17 protein-coding genes and 1 rRNA gene are annotated in these 22,279 nt (G+C 34.6%); 8 read left to right on the top strand and 10 right to left on the bottom strand.

Annotated elements, in window-relative coordinates; translation table 11 throughout:
- Positions 1-80, top strand: a 5S ribosomal RNA gene (gene rrf / locus NZ698_RS08150); the annotation flags it as partial.
- 1,045 nt (positions 81-1,125) lie between these two features.
- On the opposite strand, the gene NZ698_RS08145 is transcribed toward rrf, so the two are convergent.
- Complete coding sequence (locus NZ698_RS08145) at positions 1,126-3,825, bottom strand: PAS domain-containing protein (RefSeq protein ID WP_263002579.1); 2,700 nt, start codon at positions 3,823-3,825, stop codon at positions 1,126-1,128.
- Positions 3,826-4,102: 277 nt separating this feature from the next.
- On the opposite strand from NZ698_RS08145, the gene NZ698_RS08140 reads away from it, so the two are divergent.
- Positions 4,103-5,047 carry an aldo/keto reductase gene (locus NZ698_RS08140; protein WP_263002578.1) on the top strand — a complete coding sequence of 315 codons (945 nt, stop codon included), beginning with the start codon at positions 4,103-4,105 and terminating at the stop codon, positions 5,045-5,047.
- A gap of 79 nt (positions 5,048-5,126) precedes the next feature.
- Here NZ698_RS08140 and NZ698_RS08135 read toward each other — a convergent pair whose 3' ends face one another.
- From NZ698_RS08135 to NZ698_RS08115, 5 genes are all read right to left on the bottom strand, one after another.
- The gene (locus tag NZ698_RS08135; protein WP_263002577.1) at positions 5,127-7,388 is read right to left on the bottom strand and encodes a glycoside hydrolase family 3 C-terminal domain-containing protein; all 2,262 of its coding nucleotides are present in this window, start codon (positions 7,386-7,388) and stop codon (positions 5,127-5,129) included.
- A gap of 334 nt (positions 7,389-7,722) precedes the next feature.
- Positions 7,723-8,532 carry a methionine ABC transporter substrate-binding lipoprotein MetQ gene (gene metQ, locus NZ698_RS08130; protein ID WP_263002576.1) on the bottom strand — a complete coding sequence of 270 codons (810 nt, stop codon included), beginning with the start codon at positions 8,530-8,532 and terminating at the stop codon, positions 7,723-7,725.
- 53 nt (positions 8,533-8,585) lie between these two features.
- Positions 8,586-9,242, bottom strand: coding sequence for a methionine ABC transporter permease MetI (metI, locus tag NZ698_RS08125; RefSeq protein ID WP_263002575.1), 657 nt, complete (start codon positions 9,240-9,242; stop codon positions 8,586-8,588).
- A complete protein-coding gene (locus NZ698_RS08120) occupies positions 9,235-10,263 on the bottom strand; it encodes a methionine ABC transporter ATP-binding protein (RefSeq protein ID WP_263002574.1) in 1,029 nt (342 codons plus the stop codon). The genes metI and NZ698_RS08120 overlap by 8 nt, the downstream gene beginning before the upstream one ends.
- A 12-nt stretch (positions 10,264-10,275) precedes the next feature.
- A complete protein-coding gene (locus NZ698_RS08115; protein ID WP_263002573.1) occupies positions 10,276-11,274 on the bottom strand; it encodes an EamA family transporter in 999 nt (332 codons plus the stop codon).
- A 356-nt stretch (positions 11,275-11,630) separates the two neighbouring features.
- Between NZ698_RS08115 and NZ698_RS08110 the strand changes: the two genes are divergently transcribed.
- Both NZ698_RS08110 and NZ698_RS08105 read left to right on the top strand, forming a co-directional pair.
- On the top strand, positions 11,631-12,377 hold the full coding sequence (locus NZ698_RS08110; RefSeq protein WP_263002572.1) for a metallophosphoesterase: 747 nt from the start codon (positions 11,631-11,633) through the stop codon (positions 12,375-12,377).
- 96 nt (positions 12,378-12,473) lie between these two features.
- Positions 12,474-14,597 carry a type IA DNA topoisomerase gene (locus NZ698_RS08105; protein ID WP_263002571.1) on the top strand — a complete coding sequence of 708 codons (2,124 nt, stop codon included), beginning with the start codon at positions 12,474-12,476 and terminating at the stop codon, positions 14,595-14,597.
- A 160-nt stretch (positions 14,598-14,757) separates the two neighbouring features.
- Here the strand turns inward: NZ698_RS08105 and NZ698_RS08100 are convergent, their stop codons facing one another.
- From NZ698_RS08100 to NZ698_RS08090, 3 genes are read right to left on the bottom strand one after another with little or no spacing between them, the layout of a single operon-like run.
- On the bottom strand, positions 14,758-16,065 hold the full coding sequence (locus tag NZ698_RS08100) for a ComEA family DNA-binding protein (RefSeq protein WP_263002570.1): 1,308 nt from the start codon (positions 16,063-16,065) through the stop codon (positions 14,758-14,760).
- 56 nt (positions 16,066-16,121) lie between these two features.
- Complete coding sequence (locus NZ698_RS08095; protein WP_263002569.1) at positions 16,122-16,289, bottom strand: hypothetical protein; 168 nt, start codon at positions 16,287-16,289, stop codon at positions 16,122-16,124.
- Between the two features lie 13 nt (positions 16,290-16,302).
- Positions 16,303-16,647: a MerR family transcriptional regulator gene (locus NZ698_RS08090; RefSeq protein ID WP_263002568.1), complete on the bottom strand. Its 345-nt coding sequence runs from the start codon at positions 16,645-16,647 to the stop codon at positions 16,303-16,305.
- An 82-nt stretch (positions 16,648-16,729) separates the two neighbouring features.
- Here NZ698_RS08090 and NZ698_RS08085 point away from each other — a divergent pair, with 82 nt between their 5' ends.
- Positions 16,730-17,620 carry an SMP-30/gluconolactonase/LRE family protein gene (locus NZ698_RS08085; protein WP_263002567.1) on the top strand — a complete coding sequence of 297 codons (891 nt, stop codon included), beginning with the start codon at positions 16,730-16,732 and terminating at the stop codon, positions 17,618-17,620.
- 59 nt (positions 17,621-17,679) lie between these two features.
- Here the strand turns inward: NZ698_RS08085 and NZ698_RS08080 are convergent, their stop codons facing one another.
- Complete coding sequence (locus NZ698_RS08080) at positions 17,680-18,987, bottom strand: DEAD/DEAH box helicase (protein WP_263002566.1); 1,308 nt, start codon at positions 18,985-18,987, stop codon at positions 17,680-17,682.
- A gap of 194 nt (positions 18,988-19,181) precedes the next feature.
- Here NZ698_RS08080 and NZ698_RS08075 point away from each other — a divergent pair, with 194 nt between their 5' ends.
- The 3 genes from NZ698_RS08075 to NZ698_RS08065 all read left to right on the top strand — a co-directional run bounded on the left by NZ698_RS08075 (position 19,182) and on the right by NZ698_RS08065 (position 22,215).
- Positions 19,182-19,604: a PaaI family thioesterase gene (locus tag NZ698_RS08075; protein ID WP_263002565.1), complete on the top strand. Its 423-nt coding sequence runs from the start codon at positions 19,182-19,184 to the stop codon at positions 19,602-19,604.
- 53 nt (positions 19,605-19,657) lie between these two features.
- Positions 19,658-20,002 (top strand): phage holin family protein, encoded by a 345-nt coding sequence (locus NZ698_RS08070; RefSeq protein WP_263002564.1) that lies wholly within the window; start codon positions 19,658-19,660, stop codon positions 20,000-20,002.
- A 218-nt stretch (positions 20,003-20,220) separates the two neighbouring features.
- Positions 20,221-22,215 (top strand): S9 family peptidase, encoded by a 1,995-nt coding sequence (locus NZ698_RS08065; protein WP_263002563.1) that lies wholly within the window; start codon positions 20,221-20,223, stop codon positions 22,213-22,215.
- Positions 22,216-22,279: the final 64 nt, after the last annotated feature.

Here is a 22,279-nt window from a genome sequence, read left to right as displayed (position 1 = left end):
TGTTCCCATTCCGAACACAGAAGTTAAGCCCACCAGCGCCGATGGTACTGCGAAAGCGGGAGAGTAGGTCGCCGCCAGTCTTTTTAAATCCTCAATCATTTATTTGATTGAGGATTTTTTTTGCGATAAACTCTAAAAGTAAAACTGAAGCTTTAAAATCCAAACTCAAAAAAATTAATCTCCTAACAGGAGATCAAAGTTTCGAGCTGTAAGTTATGTAACTTATGAGTCTATATTTCAAGTGCAGAATCATGATTGTAGCTTGTGAGTTTTGAGATTGAGGTTTTACTATTCAAAGTTAATTTAAACAGTAATATTTAGTATCTAAGTTTATTGAAATTTAATTCAATAATAAAAGTGCAACATCATCTAATTAAGTTTTAAATTTATTATCATTATTTAATAATATTCAAAATAATTCAATTGATTAATCCATGTTATTGCTACGTTGGAGCAATATCTGTGTAGAAAAAAGCTGAAGCGGTCACAAGCGCGTTCCGTGGGAGCGCTATCTGTTATTCATTTGTAAATGCTGTATAAACTTTTATAGTTCGCTCCTACGGAGATTCACATGTAAGCTTTGTTCTATTTCTATTAACAGTACGCCGCTTTACGGCTTTTGAAAACAAATACGTATTTCAAATTTATTGTAATTATTTTGAATATTTAAAGGTGATTGAACAATCTCTCGATTTTAATGATTAAACATCAAGAATCCTTACTGTTTTTAAAAATATATCGAAAAAATGTAATTGCATGTTCTTCAACAATCAACAATCAACAATCAATTCTGTAAGTGAAAGAAATGATTGTTTTGAAAAATAATATAAGTATAATCCTCCTTAGCCCAGATCGCAACGGCATCCTTTTTTATGAGTTGGCAAAAGCAAATGCAAAAAAGATATGGTGGAGAGCCGGATAAAGCTCATGAAAATTCCAGAATATTTATTACTTGAATGGATAGTTCAGATTGATGAAAAATTTATCAAAGACGGTACATCTTTCTCTAAATTAACCGTAATAACATCCTTTTGCTGAAAAAGAGATTAAAAAAGCATTAACTAAATAATTAAGATAGAAAGACGAATTAATTCTTAAGTACTATTTATAATAGCTTTCACAGATTTACAATGTTAATTTTAATTCAAAATAGAACACAGATCCTTTTCCGATTTCACTTTCTGCCCAGATTTTACCTCCATGTGCAAAAATTATTTCTGCACTTAAATAGAGCCCGATGCCAAATCCCGCAATCTTACTATCTTGTTCAACTCTGTAATAACGTTCAAAAAGACGTTTAATGTTTTCGGGTTTGATTCCCATTCCATTATCCCGGACAATTACCCTTATATTTTTGTCAATTTGTTCGTATGAAATTTGTACAGTTGATCCATTTTCAGAATATTTTACTGCATTTCCTACAAGATTATTTAGCACTTGAATTATTTTTAGCCTATCGGCATTAATTCTTAGAGATGAAGAAGAATCTAAAATAATTTTATGAGTAGAATACTGTAATTCATAGTCCAGCATAATTTCTTTAAATAAATCTGAAACTTCAAATTCCGATTTTTCTATACGTATTTTAGCTGATTCTAATCTAGATACATCCAAAAACCCATTAATCATATCGGTCATATGTTTAACCTGTTTAAGAGATTGTATGTATGCTTGTTTTAAAAAGTTGTCATCGGTTTTCTCTGCTTTGCGAAGAAGTAATTGCAGATAAGTGTTCACCGATGTTAGCGGAGTCTTGAGTTCATGAGATACCATTCCGATAAAATCATTTTTTCGTTGCTCTTCTTCTTTTAACCACTGAATATCCGTTGTGGAACCTACCCACATCGAAATTACACCGTTTTCGTCTAAAATTGGAGAGGCAATATTGAGATGCCAAATGTATTTCCCTTCCGAATTTTTAAATCGCATTTCAGAAATATGTGGAATACCACTTTTTGCTGCGGCAGCTAATCCTGTTTGAAATTTTGCGATTTCGTCAGGATGCATCATTTGTTGGTATCCAAAATTCCGCATATCTTCAAAATTCATTCCTGCAAATTCGAGCCATTTTTTATTTAAAAATGTTACTTCTCCCGTTGGAAGGGCATTAGATATTTTCGCAGGTACAAGATCGGCAAGCATTTTGAAATATGCTTCACTTTTTTCGACCATTTTTCTGGAATTCACTTGCTCGGTGACATCAACAGCGACTACCAATATATCAGCAATATTTCCGTTGACATCTGCAATAGGTTGATAAACTACATTGAAGAAAATTTCTTTAAGTTCATCTTCATGCATCAACATGGCCATTATTTCATTGGCATGAAATGGTTTTCCGGTAGTGAAAACATCATCTAAATATCCTAAAAACGGCTGATCTTTAATTTCTGGAAGAGCTTCAGCTAAGGTAAGACCAATAATTGTTTCAGGTTTCCCCCAAACTTCTAAAATTTTGTTGTTAGCAGATTCTATGATAAATTCTTTACCACGAAGTACACCAATAGCAACCGGTGCTTTTTCGATAAGAAATTTAAAACGTGCTTCACTCTTGGAAAGTTTATTATTAAGTATAGATAACTGATCATACGCTATCGATAATTGATTCGCATATTCCTCCAGTTGTCTTCTTGCCTGTACTCGGTCTGTAATTTCAAACGACATGACAAGTACACCATCGCGTTTTCCGTCTAATCCTGTAAGGGGTTGATACGTATAATCAACAAAAGTCTCACGGATAGTTCCATCAGGTTCGGTAAATAGGACAGGACTTTCTTTTATATCAATGATTTCGCCAGTCTGCATTACTCTTCTTAGTTGTCCTGCAAATGGCTGATCTGCAAGATCCGGTAAAATTTCAAGGAATGGTCTTCCAACTACTTCATCACGCGTTTTCTTCCAATAGGCAAGATTGGAATCATTGATCATCTCAACAATAAGTTCGTCATATCGAATGATCACCACAGACGCAGGGAGCATATTGATAATTTGATTCAGATTATTACTGGTTCGGTCTAATCCTAATTTATTATTAAGTACATGAGTTACCTCCGATGTAAATATAAATATTCCATCAACTGATCCTTCAGCATCAAATCTGGGAATCAGCCTGTAAGAAAAATATCTTTCTTCAGGTTCACCTGATTCTAAATCGGAAAAAGGAACGAGATCGTCATTGAAACTTAATGAGACACCATCTTCAAATACTGTTTTCAGTGCCTTTTCCAATTCTGATCCGCGTAACTCTGGAAGTGCATCCAAAAATGGTTTTCCCATGAGAGTTCTGGAGGGAACTAAAGACTGATACATAGGATTTGCTGACTCAAAAATAAAATCCTTACCTGATAATATTGCAATACCTGTAGGAATTTCATTGAGTAATGCATTGGTGCGTTTTCGCTCCTTTTCTATAATTGCATCTTCTTTTGTTTGCGATTCAGCTTCATTTTTACTTGGTGCATTTTCGATCATCCAAATGGCAACTTTCACTACAATGTCACTGTTATCAAAAATTGGCACATATACAGGTGAACATTTAGTTTCTTTAATTCTGTCATTAATTTTTAAAATTAAATTTATTTCATCTGCGTAAAGAGTTTCCTTATTTTTAACCACATCAGATATGATTTTCTTATCTAATACATTTTTTTTTGGAAACAGATCATCAAAAGATTTTCCTGCGATTAAATCATTCGGATTTCCATGAAGTTGACCAAACTTATCATTGACTTTCTCCACAATAAAATTATCTGCATTCACAATGCAAATTCCTATCGGTGAGCTATTGATAACAGTATCTAAAAGGTGATTATCAGCTAAATTCATTTAAAAATAGTATTGAATGCTAAGGTAGATAAAGATAGATTTTAGTGCAACTTTATAAACTAATTTAAATGAAATTAGAGAAAATTTTTTTGAGATTAATTATTAAAGATGCATTTCAATTTTTGTTTGAAATTTTTAAATATTATTATCATAATCACTAATATTAATATTTATTTTCTCTATCATAGCCATCAAATTTTAATGTTTCGTAAAGATTATAAAACATAATATCCTTTGTAAATTAGTACATCAAAACTTAAAATTATAAAATAGAGATATGGAAAAGAGAAAAATTAAAAATACAGATTTGTCAGTAGCTCCAATTAATTTTGGTGGGAATGTTTTTGGCTGGACTTTGGATGAAAAAGAATCTTTCAATATTTTAGATCAGTTCGCTGGAGCTGGTTTTAATTTTGTGGATACTGCAGATACTTATTCATGGTGGGTCAATGGAAAAGGTGGACAATCTGAAGAAATCATCGGTAAGTGGATGAAGGAGAAAGGAAACCGGAATGATTTAGTTATTGCAACGAAAGTAGGTTCTGAAACCAAAGAACATGGTTTCGACATCAGCAAAAAACATATTCTAAAATCTGTGGATGAATCGTTATCGAGGCTTCAAACGGATCATATTGATTTATATTATACTCATTTTGATGACAATAAAACTCCGGTTGCAGAAACTTTAGAAGCTTACGATGAAATCATCAAGGCGGGGAAAGTTCGTTATATTGCTGCATCCAATGTTTCTCCCGAAAGGTTAAAAGAGTCTTTTGAATTTGCAGAAAAAAATAATCTTCCAAAATATGTTGCTTTGCAGCCGCATTATAATTTATTGGAAAGAGAAAAATTTGAAAATGAATATGCAGGTCTAGTAAAAGAATACGATCTCAGTGTTTTTACTTACTGGTCTTTAGCAGCAGGATTTCTGACTGGAAAATACAGAACGGAAGAAGATCTCGCGAAAAGTGCAAGAGGTGAAGGTGTGAGAAAATATCTTAACGATAAAGGAATCGAGGTTTTAAAAGCTTTAGATCAAATCAGCGAAAAGCATGAAACAACGCAGGCTTCTGTTGCTTTGGCTTGGCTGTTGGCAAATCCCTTAGTTACGGCTCCAATTGTAAGTGCAACAAGCGAATCACAGCTGAAAACATTATTCCAAGCTCCCGAATTAAGTTTGAGTTCTGATGATATTGAACTTTTGAATACAGTGAGTCAATAACGACTCAAAATTTAAACAAATAAAAATCCCGTCCACTGAGGTTTTCGAAGTGCCGGGATTTTTTATGAAAAACAATAATTTATTTTAATGTAAATTTTACTTTTGTTTTAATTGCATCAGACGAATTTCCGATTAAAGCTTCAAAATCGCCCGGTTCTGCCACCCATTCGTGTTTGTCTACATCAAAGAAACTTAAAGCCGATTTATCAATCGTAATACTCACTTCTTTTTCTTCACCAGGATTTAAAAATACTTTCTCAAAACCTTTCAGCTCTTTTGTAGGTCTTTGAACTGATGATTTCAGATCAGTGATGTATAATTGAACTACTTCAGCTCCTGCTTTTTTACCCGTATTTTTTAAATTTACTGTAAAGGTAATTTTGTCGTCTTGGCTAATCATTGTCTTATCAGCTTTAGCTTTTCCAAATTCAAAGGTAGTGTAGCTTAAACCATGTCCGAAACTGAATAGTGGTTTAATTTTTTTTGTATCATGCCAACGATAACCAACGAAAATTCCTTCGTTGTAAGTGATATTGATTGGGTTCTTCTGATCTTTTCCTTTTCCAGCAGCTAATTCTTCTTTATTTCCGGGATATTCTCCCATTACATGAGCTGAATTATCTTCCAGTTTCACAGGGAAAGAGAAAGGCAGTTTTCCTGAAGGATTGGCATCACCTGCCAACACAGAAGCAATAGAATTTCCTGCTTCTGAACCTAAATACCAAGATTGCAAAACGGTAGGAACATCTTTAATCCACGGCATTGCAACGGCATTTCCTGAAACCAAAACCACGGCAAAATTCTTATTGGCTTTTGCTAAAGCAGCAATCACATTGTCCTGATTGTAAGGTAAACCATAACTTTTTCTGTCGTTTCCTTCACTGTCCTGAAAGTCAGATTTATTTAAACCTCCAACGAAAATCACATAATCAGATTTTTTTGCCAACTCAACTGCTTCATTCAATAATTCGTCTGCTGAACGATTGTCTTTCAGATCTTGTCCGGATTTTACACCATTGTATTCACCGCCAATATCACCAACGTAACCTCTTGCAAACTGTACATCTGCCTGTTTTCCGAATCTCGCTTTAATTCCGTCTAAAGGTAAAGTTTCGTATTTTACTTTTAATGAAGAAGAACCACCACCAACAGTCATAATTTTGATGGCATTTTCACCAATGACCGCAATTTTTTTAGCTTTATTTAAATCGATCGGAAGTACATTCCCCTGATTTTTTAAGAGAACGATTCCTTCTTCACCGATTTCTTTGGCAACGGCTCTATGTTCTTCAGAAGCTACGTTTCCGAAAGGCTTCTTCGTATTCATTGTGGTTTTATAAGCCAGATTCAAAAGTCTCGTTACTTTATCATCCAGTTCTTTGGTTCCTACTTTTCCTTCTTTAATTAAATTTAAATAAGGTTGCGCTAAGTAATAATTATCGTATGCATTTTTGGTTCCTGCAGAAAGTCCGTTGGTCCAGCTTCCAAATTCTAGATCTAATCCATTGTGAATGGCCTGTTCGGTATTATTTACTGCTCCCCAATCTGAAACCACAACACCTTTATAGCCCCATTCTTTTTTAAGAATATCATTCAAAAGATATTGGTTCTGACTTGCATATTGACCTTTGTACATATCATAAGCTCCCATAATTGTCCACGAATCTCCTTCTGTCACCGCCGCTTTAAATGGTGGAAGATAAATTTCATATAGTGTCCTCTCATCAACATTCACATTACTCGTATGACGGAACATTTCCTGATTATTAAGCGCGTAATGCTTTACAGAAGTTGCAACTCCATTTGACTGAACCCCTTTGATATAAGGAACCACCATTTTAGAGGTTAAGTAAGGATCTTCACCCATATATTCAAAATTTCTTCCGTTAAGTGGCGTTCTGTAAATGTTAACTCCTGGACCGAGAAGAATATCTTTCTTTCTGTAACGTGCTTCTTCGCCTAAAGCTTTACCGTAATTCCATGACATTTTTTTGTTCCATGTTGCGGATAAAGCGGTTAAAGCAGGGTAGGCAATAATTGAATCATTCGTCCATCCAGCTTGATTCCATTCGTCCCACATTACTTCAGGTCTTACTCCGTGAGGACCGTCTGTCGTCCAGAATTCAGGAATTCCCAATCTTGGAACTCCGGGTGAACTGAATTTTGACTGTGCATGAAGCATCGCCACTTTTTCTTGTAAAGTCATTCTCGAAAGCGCATCCTGAACTCGTTGCTCAACGGGTTTTGATTCGTCTAAATAAATGGGAAGAGTTGTATTTTGAGCCATAGAATAAGCAGATATTAGTGTGAATAAACCTACAATGGCAGTTTTCTTTAACATAAAAAACCTTTTTATTGATTGCTAACAAAAATACACAAAAATATTTATTATCTCAAAATGAGAAAATGTATTTTGGTTATTAAATGGTTATTATGATGTTGAATTAATGTAACCTAATGATTGTTTTTATTTAATATAGAATGCAAATTTGTTTTCCCCAACACTAAAGGGAGTCAAATTTGATGTGTAGGAAAAGTTTCCACCCTTTAGTGTTGGGGAAAGAAACTTGTCTTTAAAACTTTAAAATTAATTTTAATAAAATGATAACATATTAAACTACTCCGCCTTTTTCTTGCATAAAATTGACAATTAACTATTCACAATTCACAATAAATCAAAATCCTTTCACAGCACCTCCTTTGAAAATTTCTTCAGCTTTTTTCGCAACTTCTGCGGACTGGTAAGCCTTTAAGAAGTTCTTCACTTTTTCATCATTTTTATTATTTTCTCTGGAAACCACAACATTCATGTAAGGAGAATCTTTATCCTCCTTAAATAGCCCGTATTGATTGACATCAAGACCAGCCTGTGCTGCAAAATTATTGTTGATAATCGCAATCACCACTTCTTTATCATCTAAGACTCTAGGCAATTGTGGTGCTTCGATTTCCAGAATCTTCAGCTGTTTTGGATTTTCTATAATATCGGTGACTTTCGGTAATAATCCAACATCATCTTTTAATTTTAATAAACCGTTTTTCTGAAGAAGAAGTAAAGATCGTCCACCATTTGTCGGATCGTTGGGAATTACAATTGTACTTCCATTCTGAAGTTGGGAAATATTTTTAATCTTTTTTGAATACGCTATAATTGGATAAACAAAAGTATTTCCAATAACAGCCAATTTATAACCACGCTGCTTTGACTGTTCATTCAAATAAGGAACGTGCTGAAAAGCATTTGCATCAATATCCCCATTATTCAGAGCTTCGTTTGGAATGACATAATCGTTGAATGAAATCAATTCAACTTCAAGATTATACTTTTCTTTGGCTACTTTTTTTGCAGTTTCTGCAATTTCCTGTTCGGGACCTGAAGTGATTCCCACTTTAATGTAATTCGGGTTATCTTTTTTCGGCGAATTACACGAATTGAATAACAACAAACTTGCTGCTACAAAACTTAGAATTTTTATTTTTTTCATTGTAAATTATTTTTATTAACTGTATAACTATTTAACTGTAAAACTATTAATACTCAACGATGATCAAATCTTTTCGCCAATCGATCCCCTGCGAACTGAATGATAAATACTAAAGCCACGAGAAGACCGAGAACCAAATTCATAATTAAAGCGTCATAGCCGATATATCCGTACTGATAACCGATCTGTCCCAGTCCACCTGCGCCGACTGCGCCTCCCATCGCGGAATAGCCCACCAAAGTAATCAGAGTAATACTTGCATTGTTGATCAATGAAGGCAGCGCTTCAGGCAATAAAACTTTTCTGATAATCTGAAACGGACTTGCTCCCAAAGCCCTTGCTGTTTCAATCAAGCCCTGCGGAATTTCGAGCAGACTGTTTTCAACCAATCTTGCGATAAACGGAGCCGCACCGATACTCAACGGAACCAATGCAGCATTGACTCCAATTGAAGTTCCTACTAAAGATCTTGTAAAAGGAATCATCCACACAATCAAAATAATAAAAGGAATGGATCTGAAAATATTCACTAAAACAGACAGAATCCTATTGTAAATAATATTTTCCAATAGCTGACCTTTTTTAGTTAAAAATAATAGAATTCCAACAGGTAATCCTAAAGCAAAACCAAAAAATCCTGAAGCGAAAGTCATAAATATCGTTTCCCAAAGTCCTTTAGATAAAAGGGAAATCACGGTTTCATTAAGCATATCCTCTTAGTGTATTTTGAATTTTATTCTGGTTAAAGTAATAGATTGCTTTTTGATTTTCTTCATATTTTCCTTTTAAATGAAGCAATAGTGTTCCGATGTTTGCGCTTCCCAAATATTCCACATCGGCTTTCAGAAGCTGGTATGGGATTTTATATTCGTCATATATTTTTGAAAGCAGCTTTTCAACGCTGATGTCTTCGTTAAGTTCAACTTCAACCAACGGAAATAAGCCGTCCTGCGGTTCTTTCTGAAGTGTTTTTGTAAATTCCTGAGGTATTGTCATGTTTCCTGAGTTTATAAATTGTTTGATGATCGGATGCTCTCTGTTTGAGATAATTTCCTTGAGTGTTCCCTTCACGACCAGTTTTCCTTTGTCGATAACTGAAACGTGGTTGCAAATGGCTTTTATAACGTCCATTTCGTGAGTGATTAATAAGATCGTGATTCCTAAACGGTGATTGATGTCTTTTAAAAGTTCCAGAATTGATTTCGTTGTCGCGGGATCGAGTGCGCTTGTCGCTTCGTCACAAAGCAGCAGATAAGGATCATTCGCTAAAGCTCTCGCAATGGCAACCCTTTGTTTTTGTCCGCCTGACAGACTTTTGGGATAATCATTTGCTTTATCTTCTAATCCGACAATTTTTAAAAGTTCGTTGACTTTCACTCGAATCTGATCTTTTTTAAGCTGATCCAATTCCAGAGGAAGCGCTACATTTTCAAAAACCGTTCTTGAAGAAAGCAGATTAAAATGCTGGAAAATCATCCCGATCTTTTTACGCTCTTTGGCGAGTTGTTTAGAACTCAATTTTGTGAAATCTGTTCCGTTGATGATAATTTGTCCCTGATCTGGTCTTTCCAAAAGATTGACGGTGCGGATCAATGTACTTTTTCCTGCTCCGGAAAACCCAATGAGTCCTACAATGTCACCTTGTTCAATATTGAGACTCACGTCATCCAAAGCTTTAAAAGATTGTTTCTTCTGATGAAATGTTTTTGAAATGTTTTTAATTTCTATCATTATTTATTTTTATTACATGGGTTGATAAGGTCTGCTGATTCTGTTGAAATGCCTCACAGCTTTTCTGATTTTGGCTTTTGACCTTTTAGAAAGTTTAAAATATTTGGTAACGTTTGTTAAAAGAACTCCGATCAGTATGATAAGCAATCCATACAATTGATTTCCGTTAATGGTCTGATTAGCAATGATAAATCCTGCAATAACAGTAACAATCGGATTGATATAAGTGTGCGTACTGACAATGGCTGCAGGTTTTACCGATAAAAGCCAGATGTACGAAATATAAGCGATGATAGATCCAAAGAAAATCAAAAACAGCAAACCCAGCCAAGCTGAAACCGGAACTGCTGTGATGGAAAAACCTGCCCATTCATTTCTGAAAAGTGCGACTAAAAATGAAGCAAGACCTGCAACGATCAACTGTTGAGAAATATTCATAAAGGTTGAATGATCTGCCGGATTTTTCTTGGAATATAAAGATCCCAAAACCCACGCAACCGAACTTAATGCGAGAACGATAAAGGCGATTATTCTCAGAGATGAATCCACATTTGCAGTATGAGTATTTACACTTCCGTTCAAAAATAAAATCAATCCGGCGAAACCCAGTAACAATCCGATCGGAATAAATTTGTCTGAAAAATAATAACTCCAATTCTTTTTATCGATGGCAATGAACCAAAACGGTCCGGTTGCAATGGCGATGGCAGCTTCTGAAGCAGTAACGTACTGTTCTCCCCACGCAACAAGACCTGTTCCTCCGGTCAGAATCAGAATTCCTGTGACTGCATTTTTCCACCAGTTTTTCAGGGAGTTGGCTCTTTCACCTTTTGCAGTTAAATATCCGATGAGTAAAATTCCGGCAGCAAAGAATCTGAATCCCGAAAGTATAAAGGGCGGAAATCCTGTCAGTCCGAATGAGATGGCGAGGAAAGTAATTCCCCAGATGATATAGATGTTGGCGAAGGCTACAGGAACCAGCCATTTGTTTTTAAAATCAGTTGTTTTCATATTGTTTTGTTTACTGGTTTTTTCAAATAAAAAAGGCTTTACAACGTGGTAAAGCCTTTAAAAAATATGTCATAATAAAAGTAAGGTCATCCACTAAAATTCATATATAAAGGCATACAGCAATACATCATCATGTGCATGATGTTGATCTTCTTCATTGAATTGTATCTGAATTTTGTTTTCATTTTCATTTCCAAACCTGATTACGGGTGCAAATATAGAACATATATTTTTATTAGTCTACTTTTTTAGTAGACTTTTTATTGATTCCTTTTTAAACTTTTGATTTTTAGATATTTATTTTTTAAATTAAATAATGTTTACGTTTTTTATTTAAATTAAATTACTTTTAAAAAATGAAAATTCAGATCATCAGCGATTTGCACCAGGAATTTGGCTTTACTGATTTATCTTTTGATAAGGCGGATATTGTTGTTTTGGCAGGAGACGTCAATTTAGGTACGAAAGGAATTGATTGGATCAAAACTAAGATTCCTGATAAACCTGTTATTTATGTATTGGGTAATCATGAATACTACAAAGGTTCTTACCCAAAAACTTTAAACAAAATAAAAGAAGCAGCAAAAGATTCTAATGTATTTGTGCTCGAAGATTCTTTTGTGGATATTGAAGATGTACGATTTCATGGGGCAACTTTATGGACGGATTTTTCCATTTTTGGTGATCCTCGATTTTATGGAATGACTTGTCAATCCGTGATGAACGATTATAAGAAAATCACTCGTGATCCTTCTTATTCTAAAACGAGGTCAATCGATACTTTTAAAATTCATCAGTTTTCTAAATTCTCGCTGAAAGAAAGTTTAGAAAATTCAAAAGGATTGAAAAACATTGTGGTTACACATCACGCACCGAGTATAAAATCTGTTCCTGAACATTTTAAAAATGATCCTGTGACTGCGGCTTACTCTTCAAACTTAGAAGATTTTATTGAAGAATATCAACCGCTGTATTGGATTCATGGGCACATTCATACACCTTGTAGATATAAAATTGGGGAAACAGAAATTATCTGCAATCCTCACGGCTATATAACTGAAAAATATAATGGCTATGAGAAAGAACTGATTGTTGAACTGTAATCTTTGAAGTTTATACTCAATATTTTTGATATTCCTAAACTGATAATTCCAAAAAAATTCCCGAATTTTGCACCCCTTTCTATAACCCGATTATTCATGAAACTTTGTATTGCCGAGAAACCAAGTGTTGCCAGAGATATAGCCAAAGTATTGGGCGCAACCATGCCCAAACAAGGCTATATGGAAGGAAACGGCTATTGTGTGACATGGACTTTCGGACATCTTTGTACCCTCAAAGAACCACACGATTACGGTCCGCAATACAAATCATGGAATCTGTTTTTGCTTCCGATTATTCCAAATAATTTCGGGATTAAATTAATTCCAAACAAAGGTGTTGAAAATCAGTTTAAAGTGATTGAAAAACTGGTTGCAGAATGTGATGAAGTCATCAATTGCGGGGATGCGGGACAGGAGGGAGAACTTATTCAACGTTGGGTGTTACAAAAAGCAAAATGTGACAAACCGGTGCAGCGTTTGTGGATTTCTTCCCTTACCGAAGAAGCAATCAAAGAAGGTTTTGAAAAATTAAAACCTGCCGAAGATTACAAAAATCTCTACCTCGCAGGAAATGCAAGAGCAATAGGAGATTGGTTATTGGGAATCAATGCAACCCGACTTTTCACCAAAAAATTTGGCGGAAACAAAGCGGTTTTGTCCATCGGAAGAGTGCAGACTCCGACTTTGGCGATGCTCGTTCAGCGTCAGAAAGAAATCGACGCCTTCTCAACCGAAGAATATTGGGAACTGAAAACCAAGTACCGTGACGTCATTTTTAACGCTGCAATTGACAGATTAAAAACGATTGACCGTGCAGAAAAAGGTTTGGAGTATTTGAAGGTAAATACTTTTGAAATTCTTTCTTTTGAAATTAAAGAAGGGAAAGAAAAAAATCCGAGATTATTTGATTTGACCGGACTTCAAGTGGAAGCGAATAAAAAATTCGGCTATTCCGCAGACAGCACTTTAAAATACATTCAAAGTCTTTACGAGAAAAAACACGTTACTTATCCGCGTGTTGACACAACGTATTTATCAGAAAGTTTATATCCGAAAATCGGTGGAATTCTGCAAAGTATGGTAATTTACAAAGAGTTGATTTCGCCTTTACTGGAAAAGCCTATTCCAAAATCGAAAGCTGTTTTTGATGATGCTAAAGTGACCGATCACCATGCAATTATCCCAACGGAAATTCCGCCGACTCAGAATTTAAGCAGAGAAGAAAAACTCATTTATGATCTCATAGCTAAACGTTTTATCGCCGTTTTTTATCCTGAATGTAAAATTTCAAATACTATGGTAGAAGCTCAGGTAGGAACGATTCCTTTTAAAACAAGCGGAAGACAGGTTCTCGAACCGGGTTGGAGAGCAGTTTATGCTAAAGATGCCAAAGAAGAACCGACGGATAAAGAAAAAGATAAGGACGAAGAACAAACGATTCCGGAATTTAAAGTGGGCGAAACCGGACCTCACGAGCCAATGATTCATCAGGGAAAAACCTCTCCACCAAAAGCTTACACCGAAGCAACTTTACTTCGAGCGATGGAAACTGCCGGAAAACAGGTCGACGATGAAGAACTTCGTGAAATGTTGAAAAATAACGGAATCGGTAGACCTTCAACCCGTGCAAATATTATCGAAACTCTTTTCAAAAGAAAATATATTGAAAGGAAAAAGAAAAATTTGGTCGCAACTTCTACAGGAATTCAGTTAATCGACACGATCGAAGATGAGTTGCTGAAAAGTCCGGAACTGACAGGAGAGTGGGAGCTGAAACTTCGTAAGATCGAAAGTGGTGAATATGAAGCCAATCAGTTTAAGGATGAGTTGATTCAAATGATCAGAGAACTGACCAAAAAAGTTGTTGACGGAAAAGCAAAAGTTTTCACTTTACACGAAGAAAAAGAAGAAGTCAAAGAAAAGAAAAAGCGCGAACCAGCCATAAAAAAAGAACTGCAGTCTTGGGAAGAAACAAAATGCCCAAAATGCAAATCACACAACTTAATGAAAGGAAAAACCGCAGTTGGATGTTCCGATTATAAAAACTGCGGCTTCAAAGTTTCATTTGATATTTTCGGGAAAAAGCTTTCCGACAAACAATTAATGGATTTAGTTTTAAAAGGAAAAACATCAAAATTAAAAGGTTTTACCACGCATCCCGAAAGTTTAAGTGAAGGAATAGTTTCGCTGTCTCCGGAATTTTTGATAACTCTAAGCTAAAAATTATTGAAATTTTTTAACCATTAAGATTGTTTAGTTGGTAAGAAATATTAAGAGAAATCTAAAGATTTTTTAGCATTGTGCTTAAAGCGAAGCTCAAATTAAAATCCTAAAAATCTAAATAATCTTAATGGTTAAAAATTCTATTCACAATCAAAACTTATTTCACATATAATCTCATCCTCGCTTCGTATTCAGGTTTGGTTTTAATGAATTTCCAAATCTTTTTATCATCGGGATTAGTAACTCTGTAAAATATAATTTTATCCGCAGAATATTTAAAATACGGATGATTTTTCAACCATTCTTCAGGTGCATCAACCAAAGAATATCGTTCCACTTTTGAGTTGTCGAGTGGTGCAATGCTTAGTAATTTCTGAACCAACTCTTTGTCGATATTATAAGTTTCAAGAATCTGTTCTTTTGTCATAAAACCTCCAAGTTTCTTTCTGAAACCGATCATCGAACCTGCACTTTTTTCGTCTAAACCAAATTCCAGAAGCTGTCGGAAAGTAATAGAATTCATATCAATTTTTGAGAAATCTGTCTTTTCCTGTTTTACTTCAGGTTTTTTAGATTCAGCGATTTTCATTGTTGCCGTGTTTAATCGGATGAAAGGTTTCAGTTCGGCAAATTTTTCCGCAGAAATTACAAAGCAATTCTGAATATCTTCTAATGTTTTAAAACTTCCTTTCAGATTTCGATCACGATAATTCACGATCACATTGGCTTGTTTTTCTGTAAATCCTAAAGCCATCCAACCATTGACATCCAAAACATTTGGATCGAAAGTTGTTTGCGGAGTCCTGGTTTTAAATGAATTGGATTTTCCTGCATATGCATTAAAATTAGCAGGAGTTTTTGCAGGCAAAATTAAAAAAGGCGCAAGTTTTTGATAATTTTCATCATTAATGATAAAACATTCTTTGAACTTTTCTTTACTGACGAAACTTCCTCCTAAATAACTTTTGTATTTTAAAATTGCGGCTGCTTGTTTTTCACTAAACCCCATCTTTTCCCAATCGACTTGAGAAAGATTGTCTGGATTAAATTTCCTTGTGATATTTAAAGATTTCTTTTCAAAACTGTTAAAAGTAGAATTTCCTGATTTTGCTTCAGAATTTGTTTCAGGAAGTAAAATAAATGTTTCAAGTTGGCTGAATTTGTCCTCAGAAACCGCGTAACATTTTTTAAATTGTTTTTTTGAAAGAAATTTTCCGCCGACAATTTGCTTGTATTTTAAAATCGTGGCGGTTTGTTTCTCAGAAAATCCCAACTTCTGCCATTGGTTTTCATCCAGATCATTCGGATCAAATTCAGATAGCGATTCTAACGGTAAATTTTCTGAGATGAAAGTGACTTCAGGAAAAGAGTTATCAGATTTTTCGGTATATTTTTGAAATGCAAGCAGCGTAAGAAGCAACATTCCAAGAATTGCCATCTTTTGGTAATAATTTTTTTTCATCATTTAGTAAAATTAAAAATAAAATTTAATTATAAAAATGATTTAGTTAAAAAATAAACCTATTTTCTGCTCTTGTTGTGAATAAATAGCTGAACAAGTGCACCTACAGTTAATCCAATCAAAGCGCTCATCACGATCGTATTGGCATCAAAAATAACACCCATAATCAGCAGCGCTACTGTAATGAGAATCATGATAAAAAGGTATTTACGTTCGAGTTTTATCATTTTAAATTTGAATTTATTCGGAATCTTTTTCTACCAAAGAATCTTTCAGTTTAAGCAATTCTGCTTTTACAAATTCTAAACGGTCGATCAAAGAAATTGTTTCAGAAATTTTTGAATTTGTAGTCAGAGCAACACGAGCTCCGTCTAAAGTGTACCCTTTTTCTTTCACCAAATGATAAATAATCTTCAGATTTTTGATATCTTCAGGCGTAAAATAACGGTTTCCTTTCTTGTTTTTTTTAGGCTTGATGATTGGGAATTCCTGTTCCCAATATCTTATCAATGAAGCGTTTACGTCGAAAGCTTTGGCAACTTCTCCTATTGAATAATACAGTTTGTCGGGTAAATTTGTCTTCATTGTAGCTGATCCTGAAAATTCAAAGATAAATATTTTTTAAACCACTTCGCAAATCGTAAATTGTAAACTTTAATTTTAGAAAATGAAAAATATCTTGAATACAGGTCTTATTGGTTTAGTTTTGGCATTTCTCAGTTGCAAATCAACAAATTACAATGCTATGCTTGAAAACACTGAACCGAAATTAATTTCAGACCAATTCAAATTCACAGAGGGTCCTGCAACCGATCAAGCAGGAAATGTCTATTTCACCGATCAGCCAAATGATAAAATCTATATCTGGGACTGGAAAACCAATAAAATTTCTTTGTTTTCAGATAAAACTGGGCGCGCCAACGGAACATATTTCGATGAAAACGATAATCTGATTACGTGTTCTGATAATGAAGGAGAAATCTGGAAAATTGGTAAAGATAAATCGGTAGAAGTTTTGTCAAAAGGTTTTGAAGGGAAAAGATTAAATGGTCCAAACGATCTTTGGCTCGATGGAAATGGCGGAATTTATTTCACAGATCCTTTATACAAAAGAGATTACTGGGGAAATTTTAAAATTGAAATTCCTGAGAAAAATTTATACTACAGAAATAAAGATGGAAAAATTTCAAAACTGGAAACCTTCACTCAACCCAACGGAATTATTGGAAGTATTAAATTGAAAAAACTATTTGTTTCTGATATTGATGCCGGAAAAACCTATGTTTATGACATTTTAGGCGAAGGAAAACTTTCAGAAAAGAAGTTGTTTTGCGAAATGGGTTCAGACGGAATGACGCTCGACAAAGAAGGAAATCTTTACTTAACAGGAGACGGAGTTACGGTTTTCAATAATAAAGGAGAAAAAGTTCAGCACATCAAAATTCCTGAAGATTGGACTGGGAACGTCACTTTCGGTGGAGAAAAAAATAATATTTTATTTATAACCGCTTCAAAATCGGTGTATACTTTACCAACGAAAACAAGTGGATTGAAATAGATTGAGGTTTAGGCAAAGGTTAAGATTGAAATTTTCAGTCTCAACCTTTGCCTTAAATTTCAATAAGCAACTTCCATTTTCACTTTTTTACCTTTCAGCTTTTCAGTGCTTAGTTTTTTCAATAATTCTCTCACTTTAGTTCTTGAAACTGCCACATAAGAAGTCGTATCTTTCACTTCAATCAAACCTAAATCTTCCTTCTGTAATTCACCTTTTTTCAATAAATATCCAACGATATCTACTTTATTCACCTTATCTTTTTTTCCTGCGCTGATATAAATCGTCTGAAATGGCGGATTAGCAGGAACTTTAGAAAATTCTTTTACGGATTCTTCAGGAGTATCTTTTCTAATAAACGGAAACTTTTCATCTTCTGTCATCACCAAATAAGCAAAACCTTTGGCGTTCATTCTTGCAGTACGTCCGTTTCTGTGAATAAAAGCGTCTTCAGTTGTTGGCAATTGATAATGTACAATTGATTCAACTTCAGGAACATCTAAACCTCGTGCAGCAAGATCTGTTGTGATTAAAACTCTTGCAGTATCATTTCTGAATTTCAGCAAAGCACGTTCTCTTTCGTCCTGTTCCATACCACCGTGGAAAGTTTCTCTTGCTATGCCTTTATCTAAAAGCAAATCAGCAATACGATCGACGGTTTCTCGGTGATTACAGAAAATAAGGGTTCTTTTGTTCCCGATTTTACAGATCAGATGAAATAAAGTATCGAGTTTTTCCTCAGAAATCGTCATCACTTTTCTTAACTGAATATCAGGTTTATTTTCTGCTAATTTTAAGAAATCAACTATTTTTTCATCTTTCAGTCCGGTAAACTTCGGAATTTCATCCATAGAAGTTGCTGAAGTCAGAATTCGCTGAAAAAGGTTGTACATATTTTCGATAATATATTCCATGTCATCATGAAAACCTAATTCTAACGCCTTATCAAATTCATCAAGTACCAAATTCTTGATTGTTTTTACATCAAGATTTTTATTTCTCATGTGATAAGCAATCCTTCCCGGAGTTCCGATCAATACGGCCGGAGCTTCTTTTAGATTGTTAATCTCTATCTTTTTATCATGACCTCCGTAGCAAACCGTCACTTTAAAATCAGTTCCCATCGATTTGAAAACCTGCTCGATCTGAAGAGCCAGTTCTCTCGCCGGAACTACAATCAAAGCCTGAATTCCTGTAGATTCTTTCTGCAGATTTCTTAGAACCGGAAAAAGAAAAGCAAGCGTTTTCCCTGAACCGGTAGGAGAAAGTAAAACAACATCTGTATTGTTTTCCGTAGTTTTGTATGTAGATTTCTGCATCTGATTCATATCCTGAATCTGCAGTTTTTTGTAAATAGATTCTAATTCCATTTTGCAAAGGTAAGGGAAAAGAATTTTTGTGGAAATTTTTAAATTAAATTAAAGAACTTACTGCAGATATTGAAGATTTTAATAAAAGTAAAAAGTACAAAGTACAAAGTACAAAGTAATTTTGACTCTAAAACTCTAAAACTCTAAAACTCTAAAACTCTAAAACTCTAAAACTCTAAACCCTCCCACTCAAAATGACTCCAGAGAAAAAACAACTTATGACCGACAGTTTCAACCGTTCAGAAACGTTGAAATTTTACAAAGCGGAACTATTGGAAGTAGAAACAGATTTTGTTTCGATCAAAATTCCTAAAATGGAAATGATGACAAGAACAGCCGGAATGTTCAACGGTGCAATGATTGCTTCTCTGGTTGATGTTTCATCAGGTTATGCTGCGGTAAGCCATTATGAGGAAGATGCGTATGTCGTGACAGTTGAACTGAAAGTAAATTACCTGCGTCCTGCAGTTGGTGATGCATTAGTTTCGAAAGCTTATGTTGTGAAAGGAGGAAGTAAGATCAGTGTCATCAGAACCGAAATTTATACGGTAAGCAAGGATCGTACTTCAGAAAGTCATGTTGCAACTTCACTAGTGACGATGATGAAGATCAAATGAAATTATAGTGGAACAAATTTTGTTAAAGAAAAACTCATTAAAAAATATAAATCATGAATATACTTATCCGACTTTTTATTACTGCGATTGTCGCTTTTTTACTCACAAAAATCCTTCCGGGTGTTCATTTTGACGGTTTCATCGGAGCTGTTATTTTCGCCATTGTTTTAGGAATTTTAAATCTTATTTTAAAACCAATTTTAAGTCTTTTCGGTCTTCCGCTGACTATTATCACTCTGGGATTTTTCGCTTTAGTTATCAATGCGATCATCATTTTAGTCGCTGATTATTTTATTGATTCTATGGAGGTCAATGGCTTTTGGTGGGCATTTATTTTCAGTATTTTGCTTTCAATTATTACATCGTTGGCGAATTCGATGTTTGCAGATAAAGATTAAATTAAAGATTTTTTTAACTAATAATAATAATCGTCAGTTTTTTAGCTGACGATTATTTATTGTTGATAATTTGTGAATTAATCGTGCTAATTTGTGTTTCAATAAAACTGTTAATTTTTTCGTTGATTTTTATTTAAAATATTAACTTTGGCAACCTTGGATTTAATAAGAACATTTAAATCTCAATTTGATTTATATGTTCACTAAATGAATTTTTTATGAAACTAAAATATAGTTTGCTGGCATTAGCAACTCCATTTTTAATGAATGCACAACAATTAATGACTCCTGAAATTCTTTGGACTTTAAAGAAAGTCGGAGTACAGGCAGTCTCTCCCGATCAGTCTTCGCTAATTTATAAAGTCGGGCAGGTCGATCTTAAAACTGAGAAAACAAAAAACGAAAACTATTTTCTGAACGTTCTTAATAATCAATCTTCTAAAATTGATTTAGGCAAAAAAGCATTAATTCAATGGGATAAAAACGGAATTTATGCTCAAGAAGGGGATCAGATTTTCCTTTCAAAAGACAACGGGAAAACCTGGACTGAATTTTATACAATCGGTGAAGCTGATAATATCGTCATTTCTCCGGATGGAAAAAAAATAGCTTTTAGTAAGCAGGTTTTAGTTGAAAAACTGATGGGGAAAGATAAATATTCCGACACTCCAAAAACCACTGCACAGGTTTACACAGACCTGAACCACAGACATTGGGATTATTTCAACGAAGGAAAATACAATCATGTTTTTCTAGTGAATACTTCGGATAAGGTTGATGCGGCAAAAGATCTTCTGGAAGGAAAAACCTGGGATTCCCCGCAAAGACCTTTCGGTGGAGCAGAAGATTTTATCTGGAGCCCTGATTCTTCGCAACTTTTATATGTTACAAAACCTAAAAGCGGTAAAGAATATGCAACAAGCACAAATACAGATATTTTTGCTTACGATTTAGCTTCAGGAACAACAAAAAACTTAACTGAAACAAACAAAGGCTATGATCTAAACCCTAAATTCAGTCCGGACGGAAAATCTTTGGTTTGGCAAAGTATGGAAAGGGATGGATTTGAAGCTGATAAAAACGACATTAAATTAATGGATTGGAAGTCAGGAAAAACTTCAAATCTTACTAAAAGTTGGGACGAAAGTATTTCCGGAGATGTTTTCTGGGGTGGAGATTCTAAATCTATTTATTTTACGGCAGCATTCAGAGGAACAAAACAATTATATTCTTTAGAAGTAAAATCTTCAAAAGTTCAGCAGATCACAAAAGGAGATTTTGATATTAATGAAATTTTTGCTGATAATAAAACTTCACTTTTAGTTACAAAAACAGATATCAATCACGCATCAGAAATATTTTCTGTAAATCTTAAAAATGGAGAATTAAATCCTGTCACAGAAGCTAATAAAGAAATGTATTCTAAGTTAGCTCTAGGTAAATCTGAATTGAAAATGGTGAAAACTTCTGACGGAAAAGAAATGGGAGTGTGGTTCCATTATCCACCCAACTTTGATCCGAACAAAAAATATCCAACTCTTGTTTATTGTCAAGGCGGGCCACAATCCGCACTAACTCAATTTTTCAGCACCCGTTGGAATTTTGCTTTAATGGCAGCAAACGGATACATTGTTGTCGCACCAAACCGTCGCGGAATGCCTGGTTGGGGGACAAAATGGAATGAAGAAATCTCCAAAGATTGGGGAGGTCAACCCATCAGAGATTATTTGGCGGCGACAGATTTTGCTAAAACTTTACCTTACGTTGACGGAGAAAGAGTTGCTGCAGTTGGAGCAAGTTATGGTGGTTACAGCGTATTTATGTTGGCTGGAGTTCACAACAACAGATTCAAAACATTCATCGCTCACGACGGGTTGTTTGATATGAAATCCTGGTATTTAACCACTGAAGAACTTTGGTTTGCCAATTGGGATTTGGGTTCTCCATGGGAAAAACCTTTACCAAAAGCCTATACAGAATTTAATCCAAGCAACTTTGTTGACAAATGGAATAAACCAATCATGATTTTTCAAGGTGGAATAGATTATAGAGTTCCTTATGAACAAGGTCAGGAAGCTTTTCAAGCTGCAAAATTAAGAGGTTTAAAATCTAAATTGGTCTATTTTCCAAACGAAAACCATTGGGTGCTGCATCCTCAAAATGGTTTGGTGTGGCAACGCGAATTCTTCGATTGGCTGAAAGAAACGTTATAAATTAAGCCACACGAAAATTCCCCTCCTTTGGAGGGGTGGCGAAAATTCAAAGAATTTTTGACGG

This window comes from Chryseobacterium edaphi, from assembly GCF_025628985.1.
Taxonomy (GTDB): domain Bacteria; phylum Bacteroidota; class Bacteroidia; order Flavobacteriales; family Weeksellaceae; genus Chryseobacterium; species Chryseobacterium edaphi.
The sequence above is the reverse complement of the archived record's forward strand: the minus strand, read 5'-3'. Positions and strand labels throughout refer to the sequence as shown.